This is a genomic window from Ligilactobacillus sp. RTP31139st1_D10_RTP31139_211217, assembly GCF_040226755.1.
Lineage (GTDB): Bacteria > Bacillota > Bacilli > Lactobacillales > Lactobacillaceae > Ligilactobacillus > Ligilactobacillus animalis.
This window is the reverse complement of record NZ_JBCOAR010000001.1, coordinates 189078-208885: the sequence shown is the minus strand read 5'-3', so window position 1 is coordinate 208885 and position 19808 is coordinate 189078. Positions and strand designations below refer to the sequence as shown.

General features: G+C 39.9%; 15 protein-coding genes, 1 CRISPR repeat array and 1 other annotated feature. Of the genes, 14 read left to right on the top strand and 1 reads right to left on the bottom strand.

What is annotated here, in order from left to right; translation table 11 throughout:
* Positions 1–230: 230 nt before the first annotated feature.
* The 7 genes from cas9 to rpmA all read left to right on the top strand — a co-directional run bounded on the left by cas9 (position 231) and on the right by rpmA (position 8085).
* Complete coding sequence (gene cas9 / locus ABT996_RS00995; protein WP_413614548.1) at positions 231–4175, top strand: type II CRISPR RNA-guided endonuclease Cas9; 3945 nt, start codon at positions 231–233, stop codon at positions 4173–4175.
* Positions 4172–5047: a type II CRISPR-associated endonuclease Cas1 gene (gene cas1 / locus ABT996_RS00990; RefSeq protein WP_029507329.1), complete on the top strand. Its 876-nt coding sequence runs from the start codon at positions 4172–4174 to the stop codon at positions 5045–5047. Before cas9 ends, cas1 begins: the two co-directional genes overlap by 4 nt.
* On the top strand, positions 5037–5369 hold the full coding sequence (cas2, locus tag ABT996_RS00985; protein ID WP_010689167.1) for a CRISPR-associated endonuclease Cas2: 333 nt from the start codon (positions 5037–5039) through the stop codon (positions 5367–5369). Before cas1 ends, cas2 begins: the two co-directional genes overlap by 11 nt.
* A complete protein-coding gene (gene csn2 / locus ABT996_RS00980) occupies positions 5366–6037 on the top strand; it encodes a type II-A CRISPR-associated protein Csn2 (protein WP_035448152.1) in 672 nt (223 codons plus the stop codon). Before cas2 ends, csn2 begins: the two co-directional genes overlap by 4 nt.
* A 67-nt stretch (positions 6038–6104) precedes the next feature.
* A CRISPR array of direct repeats spans positions 6105–6932; the repeat unit is 36 nt; unit sequence GTTTTAGAGCTATGTTGTTTTGTATGACTCTAAAAC.
* A gap of 101 nt (positions 6933–7033) precedes the next feature.
* Positions 7034–7107, top strand: a sequence feature (ribosomal protein L21 leader region).
* Between the two features lie 17 nt (positions 7108–7124).
* Positions 7125–7433: a 50S ribosomal protein L21 gene (rplU, locus tag ABT996_RS00975; protein ID WP_004048019.1), complete on the top strand. Its 309-nt coding sequence runs from the start codon at positions 7125–7127 to the stop codon at positions 7431–7433.
* A gap of 21 nt (positions 7434–7454) precedes the next feature.
* The gene (locus tag ABT996_RS00970) at positions 7455–7781 is read left to right on the top strand and encodes a ribosomal-processing cysteine protease Prp (RefSeq protein WP_035448154.1); all 327 of its coding nucleotides are present in this window, start codon (positions 7455–7457) and stop codon (positions 7779–7781) included.
* Between the two features lie 22 nt (positions 7782–7803).
* Positions 7804–8085 carry a 50S ribosomal protein L27 gene (gene rpmA / locus ABT996_RS00965; protein ID WP_004048016.1) on the top strand — a complete coding sequence of 94 codons (282 nt, stop codon included), beginning with the start codon at positions 7804–7806 and terminating at the stop codon, positions 8083–8085.
* Between the two features lie 172 nt (positions 8086–8257).
* Here the strand turns inward: rpmA and ABT996_RS00960 are convergent, their stop codons facing one another.
* Complete coding sequence (locus ABT996_RS00960) at positions 8258–9136, bottom strand: N-acetylmuramoyl-L-alanine amidase (protein ID WP_035448156.1); 879 nt, start codon at positions 9134–9136, stop codon at positions 8258–8260.
* Positions 9137–9349: 213 nt separating this feature from the next.
* On the opposite strand from ABT996_RS00960, the gene pyrH reads away from it, so the two are divergent.
* From pyrH to ABT996_RS00925, 7 genes are all read left to right on the top strand, one after another.
* Positions 9350–10072, top strand: a complete 723-nt coding sequence (gene pyrH, locus ABT996_RS00955) for a UMP kinase (protein ID WP_010689163.1) — start codon at positions 9350–9352, stop codon at positions 10070–10072.
* 8 nt (positions 10073–10080) lie between these two features.
* The gene (gene frr / locus ABT996_RS00950; RefSeq protein WP_035448157.1) at positions 10081–10644 is read left to right on the top strand and encodes a ribosome recycling factor; all 564 of its coding nucleotides are present in this window, start codon (positions 10081–10083) and stop codon (positions 10642–10644) included.
* A 105-nt stretch (positions 10645–10749) separates the two neighbouring features.
* On the top strand, positions 10750–11526 hold the full coding sequence (gene uppS, locus ABT996_RS00945) for an undecaprenyl pyrophosphate synthase (RefSeq protein WP_035448159.1): 777 nt from the start codon (positions 10750–10752) through the stop codon (positions 11524–11526).
* A gap of 3 nt (positions 11527–11529) precedes the next feature.
* Positions 11530–12318: a phosphatidate cytidylyltransferase gene (locus ABT996_RS00940; protein ID WP_010689160.1), complete on the top strand. Its 789-nt coding sequence runs from the start codon at positions 11530–11532 to the stop codon at positions 12316–12318.
* A gap of 33 nt (positions 12319–12351) precedes the next feature.
* Positions 12352–13626 carry an RIP metalloprotease RseP gene (rseP, locus tag ABT996_RS00935; protein ID WP_010689159.1) on the top strand — a complete coding sequence of 425 codons (1275 nt, stop codon included), beginning with the start codon at positions 12352–12354 and terminating at the stop codon, positions 13624–13626.
* A gap of 27 nt (positions 13627–13653) precedes the next feature.
* Positions 13654–15375, top strand: a complete 1722-nt coding sequence (locus ABT996_RS00930) for a proline--tRNA ligase (RefSeq protein WP_035448161.1) — start codon at positions 13654–13656, stop codon at positions 15373–15375.
* 69 nt (positions 15376–15444) lie between these two features.
* The gene (locus ABT996_RS00925) at positions 15445–19791 is read left to right on the top strand and encodes a PolC-type DNA polymerase III (RefSeq protein ID WP_035448163.1); all 4347 of its coding nucleotides are present in this window, start codon (positions 15445–15447) and stop codon (positions 19789–19791) included.
* Positions 19792–19808: the final 17 nt, after the last annotated feature.

Below are 19808 nucleotides of genomic sequence, written 5' to 3'. Positions count from 1 at the left end.
GCTAAAAAAATCTGTTTAAATGAAGTGATATTATTAGGTTTTATTTACTAAAAATAGTAAAATAGGGGAGAAGTAAATAAGAAGTTTTACAAAACAAAAAAAGCGCCGAAACGGCGCGCCCAAGATAAAACTTGTTGATTACGGATTAAACCTTATTTTAACTTTGCTAATGTTGTTTTGTATAACTCCACTAGTAATAATAGCATAAAAATGAAGGGATGGGAAGTAATATGCTGAAAAAAGATTATAGTATTGGGTTGGATATTGGGACAAACTCAGTGGGACATGCTGTAGTTACTGATGATTATAAAGTTCCTACCAAAAAGATGAAAGTTTTTGGGGATACATCTAAAAAAACGATCAAGAAAAACATGCTGGGAGTTTTACTGTTCAATGAAGGACAGACGGCAGCTGATACTCGTTTGAAGCGCGGGGCTCGCCGACGCTATACCCGGCGGAAAAATCGTTTGCGCTATTTACAAGAGATCTTTGCACCAGCATTGGCTAAAGTCGATCCTAATTTCTTTTATCGACTAGAAGAAAGTTCGCTGGTGGCTGAAGATAAGAAGTATGATGTATATCCTATCTTTGGAAAGCGTGAAGAAGAATTACTGTATCATGATACACATAAGACGATCTATCACTTACGCAGTGAACTAGCTAATAATGATCGACCAGCTGATCTAAGATTGGTTTATTTGGCTTTAGCACATATTATCAAGTATCGGGGAAATTTCTTACTGGAAGGTGAAATTGATCTAAGAACTACTGATATCAACAAAGTATTTGCGGAGTTCAGTGAAACTCTAAATGAGAATAGTGATGAAAATTTGGGTAAGCTAGATGTTGCTGATATCTTCAAAGATAATACATTCTCAAAAACAAAAAAATCTGAAGAACTGTTGAAACTTAGTGGGGCTAAGAAAAATCAACTAGCTCATCAATTATTCAAGATGATGGTCGGCAATATGGGTAGCTTCAAGAAAGTGCTAGGGACCGATGAAGAACATAAATTATCGTTTGGAAAGGACACATACGAAGATGATTTAAATGACTTATTAGCTGAAGCTGGTGATCAATATTTAGATATCTTTGTTGCTGCTAAGAAAGTGTATGATGCAGCTATTTTGGCAAGTATTTTAGATGTAAAAGATACGCAAACAAAGACTGTTTTCTCACAAGCGATGATCGAACGCTATGAAGAACATCAAAAAGACCTAATTGAATTGAAACGAGTCTTTAAAAAATATCTTCCTGAGAAATGTCATGACTTTTTCAGTGAACCTAAGATCAGTGGTTATGCGGGATATATTGATGGCAAAGTAAGTGAAGAAGATTTCTATAAGTATACTAAGAAGACTTTGAAGGGGATCCCTGAGACAGAAGAGATCTTACAAAAGATCGATGCTAATAATTATTTGCGAAAACAAAGAACATTTGATAATGGTGCGATCCCGCATCAAGTCCATTTAAAAGAACTAGTGGCAATAGTTGAAAATCAAGGTAAATACTATCCTTTCTTACGTGAAAATAAAGATAAGTTTGAAAAGATCTTAAACTTCCGAATCCCGTATTATGTTGGGCCTTTAGCGCGCGGAAACAGTAAATTTGCATGGTTGACCCGAGCTGGTGAAGGAAAAATAACACCATATAACTTTGATGAAATGATCGACAAGGAGACTTCAGCTGAAGATTTCATTAAACGCATGACGATCAACGATCTATATCTACCGACTGAGCCAGTTTTGCCTAAGCATAGTTTATTATATGAGAGATACACTATCTTTAATGAGTTAGCTGGTGTCAGATATGTGACTGAAAATGGTGAGGCTAAGTATTTTGATGCCCAAACCAAGCGCTCGATCTTTGAACTTTTTAAATTAGACCGAAAAGTAAGTGAAAAAATGGTTATTAAGCATCTGAAAGTTGTTATGCCAGCCATCAGGATCCAAGCTTTGAAAGGGTTGGACAACGGAAAATTCAACGCTTCTTACGGAACCTATAAAGATTTAGTTGATATGGGTGTTGCGCCAGAACTTTTAAATGATGAAGTAAATAGTGAAAAGTGGGAAGATATCATCAAGACTCTAACTATCTTTGAAGGACGCAAATTGATCAAACGTCGCTTAGAAAACTATCGTGACTTTTTAGGCGAAGATATATTACGTAAATTGAGTCGGAAAAAATATACGGGGTGGGGGCGCCTTTCAGCTAAGCTGTTGGATGGTATCTATGACAAAAAGACACATAAGACGATCTTAGATTGTTTGATGACTGAAGATTACAGTCAAAATTTCATGCAATTGATCAATGATGATACCTATTCATTCAAGGAAACGATCAAAAATGCCCAAGTGATCGAAAAAGAGGAAACTTTGGCTAAAACTGTACAGGAATTGCCTGGAAGTCCAGCTATTAAGAAGGGGATCTTACAGAGTTTAGAGATCGTTGATGAGATCATCAAAGTCATGGGATACAAGCCTAAAAGTATTGTAGTCGAAATGGCACGTGAAACCCAGAAAACGCATGGGACACGGAAACGTGAAGATCGAGTGCAACAGATCGTGAAAAATTTAAAAGATGCTAATGAATTACCTAAAAAATTGCCAAGTAATGCTGAATTGAGTGATGAAAGAAAGTACTTGTATTGCTTACAAAATGGACGTGATATGTATACCGGAGCGCCTCTAGACTATGACCATTTGCAGTTTTATGATGTTGACCATATTATTCCGCAGAGCTTTTTGAAAGATGATTCGATCGAAAATAAGGTCTTAACGATCAAAAAAGAAAATGTCCGTAAGACTAATGGTCTGCCAAGTGAAGCCGTGATCCAAAAGATGGGAAGTTTCTGGAAAAAATTGTTAGATGCTGGAGCTATGACCAACAAAAAATATGACAATCTACGGCGTAATCTTCATGGCGGATTGAATGAAAAACTAAAAGAACGTTTTATCGAACGCCAATTGGTCGAAACACGGCAGATCACTAAATATGTGGCACAGCTCTTAGACCAACGACTAAATTATGATGGAAATGGTGTTGAACTTGATGAAAAAATTGCGATCGTTACTCTAAAAGCTCAGTTAGCTTCGCAATTTAGGAGCGAATTCAAACTGCGCAAAGTAAGAGCGCTCAATAATTTACATCATGCTCACGATGCTTATCTTAATGCTGTTGTAGCTAATTTGATCATGGCAAAATATCCTGAATTGGAGCCAGAATTTGTCTATGGTAAGTACCGCAAAACTAAGTTTAAAGGTTTAGGCAAAGCTACAGCTAAAAATACATTATATGCTAACGTTTTATATTTCTTAAAAGAGAATGAAGTATATCCTTTCTGGGATAAAGCACGTGATCTCCCAACGATCAAGCGTTATTTATATCGGGCACAAGTTAATAAAGTTCGCAAAGCTGAACGCCAAACCGGTGGCTTTTCTGATGAAATGTTGGTACCTAAGAGTGATTCAGGTAAGCTACTGCCACGAAAAGAAGGGCTCGATCCAGTTAAATATGGTGGCTATGCCAAAGCGGTAGAAAGTTATGCGGTTTTGATCACTGCAGATGAAGTCAAAAAAGGCAAAACAAAGAAAGTGAAAACTTTAGTAAATATTCCGATCATAGATAGTAAGAAATATGAGGCTGATCCAACTGCATATTTAGCTAGTCGTGGGTATACAAACGTCACAAATAGTTTTATTTTGCCTAAGTATAGTCTGCTTGAAGATCCAGAAGGTCGTCGTCGTTATCTAGCAAGTTTCAAGGAATTTCAAAAAGCAAATGAATTGATCTTGCCACAGCATCTAGTAGAGTTGCTCTATTGGGTCAATGCAAAAGATGGAGAGCAAAAATTAGAGGATCATAAAGCTGAATTTAAAGAATTATTTGATAAGATCATGGAGTTTGCGGATAAGTATGTTGTTGCACCTAAAAATTCAGAAAAGATCAGACGCTTATACGAAGAAAATCAAGATGCTACCCCAATGGAATTGGGTAAGAACTTTGTTGAGCTCTTGAGATATACAGCTGATGGTGCTGCGAGCGATTTCAAATTCTTTGGCGAAAATATTCCACGGAAACGATATAATTCGGCAGGAAGTTTGCTCAATGGAACATTGATCTATCAGTCAAAAACGGGGTTATATGAAACAAGGATCGATCTAGGTAAATTATAATGGGCTGGCGTACAGTTATTGTCAACAAGCACTCGAAGTTGTCGTATCAAAATAATCATCTCGTTTATCGTACCCCGTTTGAAACCGAGATGATCCATCTGTCAGAGATCGATATTTTGATCCTTGAAACAACGGATATTTTATTGAGTACAATGTTGACTAAGCGTTTGATCGATGAAAATGTTCTAGTGATCTTTTGTGATGATAAACGAATGCCCACGGCACAGTTGTTACCATTTTATGGTAAGCATGATTCAAGTTTGCAGATCGACAAACAAATGATGTGGGATGCTGAAAATAAGAAAGTGTTGTGGACTGAGATAATTTCTCAGAAATTGATCAATCAAAGTGTATGTTTGCATAAACATGATTTTGAAAAAAATTCGCAAAAATTATTGGATTATTGTGCAGATCTGACTATTTTTGATAAAACAAATCGTGAAGGACATGCGGCTAAAGTTTACTTCAATACTTTATTTGGTACGGGCTTTACACGTGATATCAAAAATCCGATCAACGCCGGTTTAGATTATGGGTATACACTGCTCTTAAGTATGGTAGCACGTGAGATCGTTAAAAATGGATGTTTGACGCAGTTAGGTCTAAAGCACGTCAATCAGTTCAATCAATTCAACTTGGCGAGTGATATTATGGAGCCTTTTAGACCGATAATCGATGATATTGTTTTTCAAAATAAAGAGCTGGATTTCAAATCGATCAAATACTGCTTACTGCAAATTTTTTCAGAGACATATTATTTCAATGGTAAAGAAATGTTTTTGACCAATATTGTTGAAGAGTATACCCGTAAAGTGATCCAAGCTTTGAATAAAAAAAGCGAGGAGGTTCCTATATTTAAATATGGGTTATAGGTATATGCGTATGTTGTTGATGTTTGATCTACCGACTGAAACTGCAGAAGACCGGAAAAACTACCGGCGCTTTCGCAAATTTTTATTATCGGAAGGCTTTCTGATGCACCAATATTCTGTTTACAGTAAGTTGTTGCTTAATGGCTCCGCTAAGAGGTCGATACTGGATCGATTAACTAAAAATAAACCGCCATCGGGTAAGGTAACCGTTCTGACGGTCACAGAAAAGCAATTTTCAAGGATGATATATCTTAGTGGAACAAGTGACCCGTCAATTGCTAATACAGATAAAAGGGTAGTTTTTCTGGGGGAAGAGCTATGAAAATTAATTTTCCATTATTAGATGGCATGATCGAATTTGATAAAACTTTGATCTTAGCGATCGAAGATACAGAAACCTTCAGTGATCTTGCGAGGTTATTGTATAGCTATAATGAATCGAGCCCGTTGAAGTTAGCTTTGGATGATTTTTCACCACTTAAAGAGAGCCAATTAATGCTAGTTTCAGATATTCTAGGGTATAATGTCAATACTCCAGCTATTTTGAAATTAGTTTATGCGGATCTGGAAAGACAATTTGGTGAAAAAGAGGAAGTTAAAGCCAGACTTGAGTTATTAGCAGTGGAGATAGCAAATATTATTTCGAGTGAATGTTTAGAAAATGAGTTAGATCTTGAGTATGATGAGATCACACTGCTAGAATTGATAAAGGCGATGGGTGTAAAAATCGAAACGACGATGTCATCGGTTTACGAAAAATGTTATGAGATAGTGCAAATTTTCAAATACTTAAGTAAGAAAAAATTATTAGTTTTCTTAAATGTTGGTGCTTATTTGACAGAAAAACAAATAAGAAGCTTACTTGAGTACATTGAACTGTGCAATTTGAATGTCATATTCCTTGAGCCAAGTAAGTTGTATGACTTACCGCAGTATATTTTAGATAGTGATTATTATTTAGAGTATTTGAATAGCTCTTCGGAGTCATAGAAAGCGAAAATTTTGCTAGAATTAGTAGCGCGATTACGAAACCACTGTGCCATTTTTTGCATTTGAGGTTTTAGAGCTATGTTGTTTTGTATGACTCTAAAACTGCTCAGTTTTTGGCGCGCGTTCTTCGTCTGTTTTAGAGCTATGTTGTTTTGTATGACTCTAAAACTGAAGATCGTGTACTCTATGAAGTGCTTGAGTTTTAGAGCTATGTTGTTTTGTATGACTCTAAAACCAATATGAACGCAGTTTTGCCAACAAAGCAGTTTTAGAGCTATGTTGTTTTGTATGACTCTAAAACTTCAGCTTTATCAACCAGCACCATGTTTTCGTTTTAGAGCTATGTTGTTTTGTATGACTCTAAAACCAAAAGCAAGTGAATTGGTACGTTGACAAAGTTTTAGAGCTATGTTGTTTTGTATGACTCTAAAACCGATCCACGCCCACCTTTCGCAATGATATAGTTTTAGAGCTATGTTGTTTTGTATGACTCTAAAACCTGCAACTAAAAACTTTGGTGAAACGCTTGAGTTTTAGAGCTATGTTGTTTTGTATGACTCTAAAACAATAGCGGTGGCACAAGAAGAGAAAAGACAGTTTTAGAGCTATGTTGTTTTGTATGACTCTAAAACTTAGCTGTTTGCGGTTTGATAGGCGTGTTGTTTTAGAGCTATGTTGTTTTGTATGACTCTAAAACGCCAGTCACAAAACCTGACGCAGTGCATCAGTTTTAGAGCTATGTTGTTTTGTATGACTCTAAAACCATATAGCATGATAGTCGCATTAGCTACGAGTTTTAGAGCTATGTTGTTTTGTATGACTCCAAAACATCGAATTTATGAATAGTTACGGCGATAAGGTTTTAGAGCTATGTTGTTTTGTAAAACTTTAGTATTTTCCGGTTGAGAATATGTGCAATTGAAAAATATTTTTACAGTATTTCTATTGACGTCAACTTTATAATTTGATATTATATTAGCGTTGTATTTGTGCATGCCACAACTGCAACCGCACGTTTTAAGTTCAAGTGCTCTCTGAGCCACTACATTACGGCGAGTCTAAGTAAAATACAAGGAGGTGCACATTAATGTACGCAATTATTGAAACAGGTGGTAAGCAACTTAAAGTAGAAGCTGGTCAAGCTATCTACGTTGAAAAGTTGGCTGCTGAAGCTGGTGAAAAAGTAACTTTTGATAAAGTTGTTTTAGTAGGCGGCGAAAACACAGTGATCGGTACACCTTTTGTTGAAGGTGCTACTGTTGAAGGTACTGTTGAAAAGCAAGGTCGTGCTAAGAAAGTTGTTACTTTCAAGTACAAGCCTAAGAAGCATCAACACACAAAGCAAGGTCACCGTCAACCATACACAAAGGTTGTTATCGACGCAATCAACGCATAATTTTTGCGAGGTGGACGTTAGATGATCCATGCAAATATTATTAGAAATGGTAAAGTGATAGAAGGTTTCGACATTACTGGTCATGCAGGTTTTGCTGAAGCTGGTGAGGATATTGTTTGTGCAGCTGTTTCAGTGTTAGCGATCAATACGATCAATACGTTGGAAAAGTTGCTGAAACAAAAATTTGAACTAGTTGAAGATCAGAAAAATGGCGGTCTTTTACAAGTGGCTTTATCAGATGAGGGACAAAATGATCCCGCAGTTCAATTGATCTTATCGAGCCTTGAATTAGGTTTGAAAGATGTTGAACAGAGTTATCCAAAATATATAAAAACGAATATAAATTAAGCAATAAGGAGGTGCACGAACTATGTTAATGAACTTACAATACTTCGCTCATAAAAAGGGTGGTGGTTCCACTTCTAACGGTCGTGACTCACGTTCTAAGCGTTTAGGTGCTAAGAGTGCTGACGGTCAAACAGTTAACGGTGGTGCTATCTTATACCGTCAACGTGGTACACGTATTTACCCAGGTGTTAACGTTGGTATGGGTGGCGATAACACATTATTTGCTAAGGTTGCTGGTGTCGTTAAATTTGAACGTAAAGGCCGCGATAAGAAGCAAGTTAGTGTTTACCCAGTTGCTGAATAATCGGTGATGCTAAAAACGTCCTGATCTCTTGTATAGCAAGGATCAGGACGTTTTTTATTTTGTGGAAAACTTAGGCTGATTTCTCTTTGCTTAAGTTTTGCCAAGAATTCCAATAATAAAATAGGTCTTCTAAAAATATAGCCAAATGCTATCTTTTTTAGAAGACCTAACTTTATTTACTTGTATCTTTTTGAGCTGCAAAATATTTTTCTAAGCCTTGATAAACGTCATTTACGACGGTCGCACGGTAAGACTTAGAGCTTATCTGATCAAAGTCACGATCGGAGTTGATATATCCCATTTCTAATAGGATCGCCGGTTCTTTGATGTCACGAATGACCAAAAAGTCACCGATCTCGACCCCGCGATTTTCTAAGCCGATCGCACCAAACTCCTTATTTATCGTTTGTGCTAACTTGGCGGAGTTCTTATGATAATAATAAGTCGTAAATCCCGAAGCGGTGTTTTTGACTGGCGACGAGTCAAAGTGGAAACTGATAAAAGCATCTGCATGGACTTGATCTGCTAGTGCGGGACGTTTGCTTAGACTGACAAAAGTGTCATCGCTACGTGTAAGATAGACTTTTGTATTTTGTTTACGTAATTTTTTAGCCAAAAGTTTGGCATAAGCTAAAGTATATTGTTTTTCTTCTTTTTTCTCAGTGTTCGAGGTCGCCCCAGAATCATAACCACCGTGACCAGGATCGATCACGATCGTCGCATTTGAAAGATCGGTAATAGGTAATTTGTAGCTACTGTTGATCATCCAATCAGCGATCCAGCCTTTTTTTTCATCGTCAGTTTCAACATACATCCAATGATATTTGCTTTTCAAGACAGTTACACGTTGGTTTTGCTTGAGTTGACTGATTTGATCATATTCAACACCAGGGCCGTTTTTAAGGACAGCATAGTTAGTTTGGATCTCTAGTTGTCCGAAATATTTATAAGTGCGATAACCTAAAATACCAACTAGTACGAAAATGATCGCAAATAGGACCCGAATACGTTTGGGGAGGCCAGATCCATGAGAAGTTCTAGGCTTTTCCATGTGCATCACTCCAAATTTAACAACTATTCACATTATAGCAAAAATACTTTGTGTCCAACAAGTAAATGCTAACGGTTTCCTAGCAAAGCTTGTTGAAATGTAAAAACAAATTAATAGTTGGCAAAACCCCCGATAGAATGATAAAATTTATTCAAACGGCTTTCGTTAAATCGTGAACGAATTTCAGCAAAATTGTTTTAGGAGGATCAACTAATGTCTGACATTAAATACAAACGAGTTGTGATGAAACTGAGCGGGGAAGCATTGGCCGGAGATGCTGGTCAAGGGATCAATCCGCCAGAGATCCGTAAAGTTGCCGAAGAGATCAAAGAAGTGCATGACTTGGGGGTTCAAATCGCGATCGTTGTCGGTGGTGGCAATATGTGGCGGGGAGAATCTGGTGCACAAATGGGAATGGAGCGCGCTCAAGCAGATTATATCGGAATGCTTGGAACGGTGATGAATGCTTTGGCACTACAAGACAATTTAGAATCGATCGGAGTACCAACTAGAGTTCAAACTGCAATTGAAATGCGCCAAGTAGCTGAACCATATATTCGTCGTAAGGCTATGCGTCATTTGGAAAAGGGACGTATCGTGATCTTTGCAGCCGGCACAGGCTCGCCATATTTCTCCACTGATACGACTTCAGCCTTGCGGGCGTCAGAGATCAATGCTGATGTGATCTTGATGGCTAAAAATGGTGTTGACGGCGTTTATTCAGCAGATCCGCGTAAAGATGCAAATGCAGTTAAATACGATAAGCTAACACATATGGAGATCATCAATAAAGGGTTACAAGTTATGGATACAACGGCTTCATCACTATCCATGGATAACAATATCCCACTTGTAGTCTTTAACATGAATGAACGTGGCAATATCAAGAAAGTTGTTCAAGGTGAAACGATCGGAACAACAGTTGAAGGGAAGTAAATAAATTTATGAAAATTACAAATCCAACTATTTTACAATATCAAGAAAAAATGACTAAAGCCGAAGAAGCTTTACAACGTGAATTAGGTACGATCCGTGCGGGTGTAGCTAATGCTAGCTTGCTCAACCGGGTCAACGTTGAATATTACGGAGTGCCAACACCACTTAATCAAATGGCTCAGATCAGTGTTCCAGAAGCACGCGTGCTTCTCATCACACCATACGATAAGTCTTCTTTGAAAGACATCGAACATGCACTTTTAGTATCTGACCTAGGCATCGCTCCTATGAATGACGGATCAGCTATTCGCTTAGTGATCCCACAATTGACGGAAGAACGTCGTAAGGAATTAGCTAAACAAGTTAAAGCAACTTCTGAAAAGGGCAAGGTTGCTGTTAGAAATGTTCGTCGTGAAATGATGGATGCTTTGAAGAAAGCTCAAAAGAATGGCGATTTGACCGAAGACGAATTGCGTGACTTGGAAGATGTTGCCCAAAAAGTAACGGATAATTCGATCAAAAATATTGAAAATATTACAGCAGAAAAAGAAAAAGAAGTGCTTGCCGGTTAGGTGAAAGCTTTGTTTTGCTGATGATAACGGGGCAAGGGCTCGTCGAAACAGGCGCTTACTGGATCGACGAATTTGTCCCGTTATTCTTTTAACAGAGGTGAAGATATGTTTTCTAACTTATTTAAAAATAAGCAGGCAGCACAAAACGAGCTAGATCCCCAAAAAATACCGGCTCATATTGCGATCATTATGGATGGTAATGGTAGATGGGCAAAAAAGCGTGGATTGCCCCGAGTCGCGGGCCACAAGCAGGGAATGGAGACTGTTAAAACGATCACTAAAGTCGCTAGTGATCTGGGCGTCAAGGTATTGACGTTATATGCTTTTTCAACGGAAAATTGGAAAAGGCCACAAGATGAAGTGGGCTTTTTGATGGATCTTCCGGTAAAGTTTTTCAATACATTCGTTCCGGAATTGATTGCAAATAATGTCCGCGTCAATGTGATGGGATATACGGATAAATTACCTGACTCGACGCAAAAAGCAGTCTTTGATGCGATCGAGCAGACTAAAGATAATACTGGCATGGTCTTGAATTTTGCTTTGAATTACGGGAGTCGTGCTGAGATCACGTCTGCAGTTCAAGCTTTAGCAACGCAAGTCAAACAAGGTGAATTGGAACCATCCCAGATCGATGAAAAAGTTTTTTCAGAGGCCTTGATGACAGCTGATCTCCCTTATGCTGATCCAGAATTACTGATCCGCACGAGTGGTGAAGAACGGATCTCTAACTTTTTATTGTGGCAGATCGCTTACAGTGAGTTAGTATTTACAGATGTTTTATGGCCGGACTTTTCGGCTGAAGATCTAGAATTATCGATTTATAAGTTTCAGCAACGCGATCGACGCTTTGGTGGGCTGAATAAGAAGGAGGATAATTGATTAATGAAACAGCGTGTTATAACAGCGGTGATCGCTTTGATCGTTTTCTTACCATTGCTTTATCTAGGGGGACTACCTTTTGATATCTTGGTAACGTTGATGGGGATCGTCGCAATGTCAGAATTTTTGATCATGAAAAAGAAATTACTCGTGTCATTTGAGGCGATCATTTCATTTCTTTTGATACTCTCAGTATTACTGCCGGTCTTTTGGGCTGGTTTTTGGACGCAAGATACTTTAGGCGGCAGCTTTTATTTGCTAGCCCTAGTTATGCTAGTCTACACTGTGATCTCTAAAAATCGTTTTTCATTTGATGATGCTGGGGTCCTGTTATTAGGTGGGCTTTATGCGGGGCTTGGATTTAGATTCATGATGCTAGCTCGCGCAGAGAGTCTGTGGATGATACTTTATGCCTTATTGATCGTTTGGATCACAGATAGTGGGGCTTATCTGATCGGACGCAAGATCGGTAAGAATAAATTAGCACCACATATCAGTCCCAACAAAACTTGGGAAGGTTCGATCGGTGGTTCACTCAGTGCGGTAGTTATTGTAGGCGCATATCTATACTTTGTGCAAGGTGCGTTTCCATATAGTTTCTCGACCATGCTTTTGTGGACTTTAGTCTTTTCAGTTGGAGGCCAACTTGGTGATCTGATCGAGTCAGCCTTCAAACGTCATTATGGAGTCAAGGATTCAGGCAAGATCTTACCTGGACACGGTGGGATCTTAGACCGCTTTGATTCATTACTATTTGTTTTACCATTGATGCATTTTGCTGGCTTGATCTAAGTGGATCGATTAGGATAAGGACGGTAGAGCAATATGATAACAACTATAATTACATTTATCATCGTCTTTGGGATCTTAGTATTTGTCCATGAATTTGGGCACTATTATTTTGCCAAGCGTGCTGGGATCTTGGTACGTGAATTTGCGATCGGGATGGGGCCAAAACTGTTTGCATATCGCAAGAATGGCACGACCTACACTTGGCGGATCTTGCCACTAGGTGGATATGTCAGCATGGCAGGTTTGGAAGACGATACTGAAGAGCTGAAAAAAGGGATGCCAGTCAGTCTGATCACAGATGAAAATAGTGTCGTTCAAAAGATAAATACTAGTAAAAAAATCACTTTAGTCGAAGGGATCCCACTCGAATTGACTGACTGGGATCTGACCGATGGACTTTGGATCGAAGGCTATGAAAACGGCACTGAAGACGAGATCAAACGCTTCAAAGTTGATCACGATGCATTGATCATCGGTAAAGATGGGATCGAACTTCAGATCGCACCACGTGATGTGCGTTTTCAGTCGGCTTCGTTAGTCGATCGGATGCTGACCAATTTTGCGGGGCCATTGAATAATTTCTTGTTAGCGATCGTAGCTTTTGGCTTAGTTGCCTTCTTACAAGGAGGAGTCCCTGTAACCACTAATACGATAGCTCAAGTTCAAACTGATTCAGTTGCTCAAAAAGCTGGTTTAAAAGCAAATGATACGATCATTGCGATCAATGGTGATAAAACACCGACTTGGGACGATGTAGCCCAACATATCAGAACAGCTGACGGTAAAGAGCTTGTTTTAACAGTCAAGCGAGCTGACAAAAAGCAAAACATCAAGGTCACACCAGTCCAAAAAAACGTAAATGGACAAAAGGTCGCCCAGATTGGTATAATTGCTAAGGGAAAAATGGATCGTTCTATCAAAGCCAAGCTGACTTATGGGTTTACCCAAACTTGGTATGTGATAAAACAGCTAGGAAATGCCCTAGCGTCAATGTTACACGGCTTTAGTCTAAATGATCTAGGTGGTCCGGTAGCAATGTTTTCACTCACATCACAGGCTAAAGAAAACGGCCTGATCAGTGTTGTGACACTAACAGCACTGTTGTCAGTTAACTTAGGGATCATCAACTTGTTACCGATTCCTGCTTTGGATGGGGGCAAGTTGTTATTAAATATTATCGAAGCGATCAGAAGAAAACCACTTGATCCAGAAAAAGAGATCATTATCACAATGATCGGTTTTGGATTTTTGATGATCTTGATGCTTCTAGTTACGTGGAATGATATTCAACGCTATTTCTTCCGCTAATTAAATATAAAAGGGGTCTGAGCAAGAATGAAACAATCAAAAATGTTGATTCCAACATTAAAAGAAGTGCCAAGCGATGCTGAAGCACTCAGTCACCAGTTAATGTTACGGGCTGGTTATATCAAACAAGTGACAGCCGGGGTCTATGCTTATTTACCATTGGCTTATCGGGCCTTAAATAATATCGAAACGATCATCCGTGATGAGATGGATAAGATCGATGCCGTTGAAATGCTCGTGCCAGGAGTTTTACCAGCTGAACTTTGGGAAGAATCTGGCCGTTACAAGACATACGGAGCTAATTTATTTAAATTAAAGGATCGCCATGAACGTGATTTTATCTTAGGACCAACACACGAAGAGACATTTACTAAGATCATCAAAGATGCGATCAAGACATACAAAAAATTGCCGTTGACGTTGTATCAGATCCAAATGAAGTACCGGGATGAAAGTCGTCCGCGGTTTGGACTTTTGCGTGGACGTGAATTTTTGATGTTGGATGATTACTCATTCCACACAGATATGGAAAGTTTAGATCAAACTTACCGTGATATGGATAAAGCTTACCAACAGATCTTTGAACGTGTCGGCCTTGATTTTAGAGGGATCATTGCTGATGCTGGTGCAATGGGTGGTAAGGATTCCAAAGAATTTATGGCGATCGCACCGATCGGGGAAGATACAGTCGTTTATTCCGACTCAAGTGATTACGCTGCTAACCTTGAAATGGCAAAGAACTTGCGGATCAACAAGAAATCCCACGAAACGCCAAAGGAATTGACAAAAGTAGCCACACCAGATGCCAAGACGATCGACGAAGTTTCAGCTTTCTTAGAAGTTGAGCCTGAGAGCATGATCAAAACTTTAGTCTTTATGGCCGATGAAGAACCAGTCATCGTTTTGATGCGTGGTAATGACGAGCTCAATGAAGTCAAATTGAAAAATTATTTGGATTGTGACTTCTTAGACCCGGCTGAAGATGCCCAAGCGCGTGAGCTTTTGGGTGCAGATTTTGGCTCTTTAGGACCAGTTGGTGTCGCCAAAGACGTTAAGATCGTAGCTGACCTTGATGTTGAAGGTATGGTCAATGCTAATGTAGGGGCTAACGAAAATGGTTACCACTACATGAACGCTAATATCGAACGCGATTACCGTGTAGATGATTTTGTCGATCTTCGGACTGTCAAAGAAGGTGACCTTTCGCCAGATGGTGAGGGTGTCCTTAAGTTTACACGTGGGATCGAGATCGGTCACATTTTCAAATTAGGTACACGTTATTCTGAAAGCTTAGGTGCGACAGTTTTAGATGAAAATGGGCGTGAAGTACCGATCATCATGGGTAGCTATGGTATCGGGGTATCTCGTTTGCTATCTGCGATCGTAGAGCAAAATAGCGATGAAAATGGGATCATTTGGCCACGTTCGATCGCACCATTTGACATTCATGTGGTACCGGTCAATGTGAAGAAAGAAGAACAAGTTAAACTAGCAACTGAGATCACAACAATGCTAGAAGATGCTGGCTACAAAGTTTTAGTTGATGATCGTAAAGAACGTCCAGGGGTAAAATTTGCCGATGCTGATCTTATCGGTCTACCTGCGCGGATCACAGTTGGTAAAAAAGCCGATGAAGGAATCGTTGAGATCAAATTACGTCGTACAGGCGAAACACTTGAAGTTAAGACAGATGAATTGTTAAATTCGATCAAGATCTTACTCAAAGAAGATCAAGGCATTTTTGGCTAGATATAGATAATTGGACTGGCGAAAGTGACTTCACCAGTCCTTTTATTTCTGATAGAGAGGGGTCAGAATTTGGAACCAAATAAACAGGAATTGTTTTTGCGCTTACTTGAACAGATCAAGTGGCAACATTTACCAGAGGAACAAGAACTCTTTGCTGGAGCTGCGATCGATAAAGTTGAAGTCCATACAGCTTCAAAGCGCTGGGAATTTGTGATCAGTTTAAAGCAAGTGTTGCCCTTTACAACATTTTTGCGTTTTAACCACGCCCTTGCTAACGCTTTTGAACCGATTGCGCAAACGACTTTGAACTTGAAAGTCCAAGAGGCGACGTTAAATGAGCGTGATCTAGGTGATTATTGGGCCTATGTGGTGTCAACGTGTGGGGTCAATTCGCCTTTGATCCAAGAATTGTGTCAAGGTAAGGTACCGTATTTAGACGATAACCGGGTCATGTTGTTAGCTGAAAATGAGATCATCAAAAACTTTTTGACGACACAGGCTTTAGGACCGATCGAACGGACATATCAACAATATGGGTTTCCTAAATTTACGATCAATACGCTGATCGATGAATCAAAATCGCAGGCTAAGATCGATGAATACAAAGAACAAAAAGCTAGATCTGATGCGCAATTAGCCCAACAAGCGGTCGAGGCGATCCAAAAGCAAAATGAAAAACGGCAACAAAAAGCTAAAGAAAAAGAAACGGTCACTGTCGACGGACCAGTCCAACTTGGCAAGAAGATCGCTGATGATGCTGAGATCAGACAGATGGCAACGATCACGGAAGAAGAACGTTCGGTGGTCGTTCAAGGTTATATTTTCGATAAAGAGGTCCGTACTCTACGTTCTGAGCGCAAATTGCTCATCATCAAGGTCACCGATTATTCTTCATCAATGGTGATCAAGAAGTTTTCGCGTAATGAAGAAGATGAAGCGATGTTTGATGCACTAGCTGTCGGTAAGTGGGTCAAAGTTCGCGGGAGCGTTCAAGAAGACACCTATATGCGTGATTTAGCGATGAATGCCTATGATATCGTTGAAGTAGCACATGAGGGACGCAAAGATACCGCACCCGAAGATCATAAGCGCGCTGAATTGCATGTTCATTCCAATATGAGTATGATGGATGCGACAAACAGCATCAGTGACTATGTCAAGCAAGCAGCTGCTTGGGGGCAAAAAGCGATCGCGATCACTGATCATAGTACGCTCCAAGCTTTCCCTGAGGCGCATAGTGCGGGCTTAAAGAATAATGTCAAGATCTTATACGGGGTCGAAGCTAATGTTGTCGATGATGGGCAACCGATCGCCTATAATGAACAACATGTGAAATTAAAAGATGCGACATATGTTGTTTTCGATACGGAAACGACCGGGTTATCGGCTCGTTATGATAAGGTCATCGAATTGGCGGCAGTCAAGATGAAAGATGGCGAAGTGATCGAGCGTTTTGAACAATTTATCGATCCAGGTCATCCCCTTTCACAAACGACGATCAAATTGACTTCGATCACCGATGATATGGTCCGGGGCTCAAAGTCTGAAAAAGAAGTTTTTGAGATGTTCCAAGAATTTTGTAAGGGCAGTATCATTGTCGGGCATAACGCGACCTTTGACGTTGACTTTATGAATACGGGTTATGCTCGGCATGGGTTACCTTTGATCAGTGAACCTTGGTTAGATACATTGCCAATGGCGCGCTTATTGTATCCAGAAATGAAAGGTTTTCGTTTGAATACCTTAGCTAAAAAATTGAATGTTAATTTGGAACACCATCACCGGGCGATCTATGATGCGGAAGCAACAGGCTATATCTATTATGCAATGCTAAAAGATGCTGAAGAGAAGTTGCAGATCGAATACCATGATCAATTTAATACGCAAAAAGATGATGATATTTATAAACATCAACATCCGTTCCATGCGGTGATCTTGGCTAAAACACAAGAGGGTCTCAAAAATCTCTTTAAAGTTGCTTCAGAGTCAATGGTCAAGTATTTCTACCGTGTTCCACGGGTACCGCGTTCAGTCTTAGATAAATATCGTGAAGGCTTGATCGTAGGTTCGGCTTGTGCTGATGGAGAAGTTTTTACTGCGATGATGCAAAAAGGTTACGAACAGGCTAAAGAAAAGGCAAAATATTATGATTATTTAGAAGTTCAACCTAAAGCATTATACGCACCTTTGATCGAACAAGAATTGGTCAAAAATAATAAAAATTTAGAAGAGATCATTGCTAATATGGTGCAACTAGCTGAAGAGCTCAAGATCCCGATCGCAGCTACGGGGGATGTGCATTTTATGAATAAAGAAGATGCGATCTACCGTAAGATCTTGATCCATTCACAAGGTGGGGCTAACCCCCTTAATAAGCTACGTGATCTACCAGATGCCCATTTCCGAACGACGGATGAAATGTTAGAAGATTTTGTCTTTTTAGGTGAAGAAAAGGCGGAAAAAGTCGTCGTGACTGATCCAAATAAGATCGTCGATATGTGTGATGAGATCACGCCGGTCAAGGATAAGTTGTATACGCCTAAAATGCCAGGGGCTGAAGATGATATCAAGAATTTGACATTGAACAAAGCCCATGAATGGTATGGCGATCCGTTACCAGATATCGTGCAAAAACGCGTTGATAAAGAATTGAAATCCGTTATCGGAAATGGTTTCTCAGTTATCTATTTGATCTCACAAAAGCTGGTGGCTAAATCCAATAAAGATGGCTATTTAGTAGGGTCTCGTGGTTCGGTGGGCTCCAGTTTGGTCGCCACTCTGACAGGTATCACTGAGGTCAACCCCTTACCACCACATTATCGCTGTCCTAAGTGTAAGTGGTCGCATTTTTATGAAAAAGGTGAATATGGTTCTGGCTATGACTTACCGGATAAAGAATGTCCAGAATGCGGAACAGAATTGGTCAAAGATGGCCAAGAGATCCCGTTTGAAACGTTCCTTGGTTTCAAGGGGAATAAAGTTCCCGATATCGATCTGAACTTCTCGGGTGACTATCAACCAGTAGCTCATAATTACACGAAAGTTTTGTTTGGTGAGAACAATGTGTTTCGGGCTGGTACGATCGGTACAGTGGCTGATAAAACGGCCTATGGGTATGTCAAAGCTTACGAACGTGATACTGAGCAGAATTTACGAGGCGCTGAAGTCGATCGATTGGCCAAGGGTGCCACAGGTGTTAAGCGAACGACCGGGCAACACCCGGCTGGGATCTTGGTCGTACCGGACTATCTTGATATCTATGATTTTACTCCGATCCAGTATCCGGCTGACGATCTGACTGCAGCTTGGAAAACAACTCACTTTGATTTCCACTCGATCCATGATAATATCTTAAAACTCGACTGTTTAGGGCATGATGATCCGACGATGATCAGAATGTTGCAAGATCTTTCAGGGATCGAACCAAAGACGATCCCGACCGATGATCCGGGTGTGATGAAGCTATTTTCAGGAACTGATATTTTAGGTGTTACTCCAGAGCAGATCCAGTCTAAGACCGGGACTTTAGGGATCCCAGAATTTGGGACGCGTTTTGTTCGCGGTATGTTAGAAGAAACGCACCCCAAAACGTTTGCCGAACTAGTCAAGATCTCTGGTCTTTCTCACGGGACTGATGTGTGGTTAGGTAACGCGGAAGAATTGATCCAAAACGGGACCGTTACGATGCCAGAAGTTATTGGATGTCGTGACGATATCATGATGGACTTGATCCATATGGGGGTTGAGTCTGACTTGGCCTTTAAGATCATGGAACACGTACGTAAGGGACGCGGGGTCCCAGATGAGTGGCAGGCAGCGATGCGTGAATCTGAAGTGCCGGAATGGTATATCGGTGCATGCTTGAAGATCAAATACATGTTCCCGAAAGCCCACGCTGCTGCTTATGTGTTGATGGCTTTGCGGATCGCCTATTTCAAGGTGTATTATCCATTGGTATACTATGCTGCTTATTTCTCAGTCCGGGCTGATGACTTTGATCTAGTTTCGATGGCTCACGGTAAAGAATCCGTCAAAGCTGCAATGAAAGAGATCAATGACAAGGGCAATGATGCAACCGCTAAGGAGAAAAATCTTTTGACGGTGCTTGAATTAGCTAATGAAATGTTGGAACGTGGCTTTGAATTCAAAATGGTCGATCTCAATAAATCGGATGCCAGCGATTGGTTGATCGAAGATAATACGTTGATCGCACCATTTACGGCAGTACCAGGGTTAGGCCTGAACGTTGCTAAACAGATCGTGGCGGCACGTGAGGAACAAGATTTCTTGTCCAAAGAAGATCTTGCTAAACGTGGTAAAGTTTCGGCGACGATCATCGATTTTTTGTCAGAAAACCACGTACTTGATACTTTGCCAGACGAAAATCAATTGAGTTTATTTGAAAATCTATTCTAAATAGATCTTTTTATCAC